This is a genomic window from Flavobacterium cupreum (assembly GCF_003996965.1).
GTDB lineage: Bacteria > Bacteroidota > Bacteroidia > Flavobacteriales > Flavobacteriaceae > Flavobacterium > Flavobacterium cupreum.
Map to the genome: position 1 here is coordinate 1 of NZ_QWDM01000145.1, position 339 is coordinate 339.

General features: G+C 72.6%; 1 protein-coding gene. It reads right to left on the reverse strand.

The window, feature by feature from the left end; all coding sequences use genetic code 11:
• Nucleotides 1–339: TAXI family TRAP transporter solute-binding subunit (locus D0817_RS26970; RefSeq protein ID WP_202866534.1), on the reverse strand; the 339-nt coding region annotated here is incomplete at both ends.

Sequence of the window (339 nt, forward strand, 5' to 3'; positions counted from 1 at the left end):
CGACGGGAACTGCCCCTGCTGCTGGAACCAGCCGGTGCCGCCGTGGATCTGGCTGGCCGCCTGCACCAACAGGTCGACCAGCGCCGGATGCAGGTCCTCGCGCGCGACCATGGTCGCCGTCGGCGCGATCAGGCGGTGGTCGCGCGACGGGTTGTCGCTGGCGAGGTCGACGATCCCGCGCGGCAGCACCACGTGCGACAGGAACGGCAGGCGCCGCGTGTAGGCCTCGGCCTGCGGAAAGTCGACCAGCCGGATCCCGGGCGTGCGCAGCAGCATCTGGATCAGCGGCTCCTCGGGCGCCGAGCTGAACACGAGCCCGTCGATCGCGCCCCCGACCAG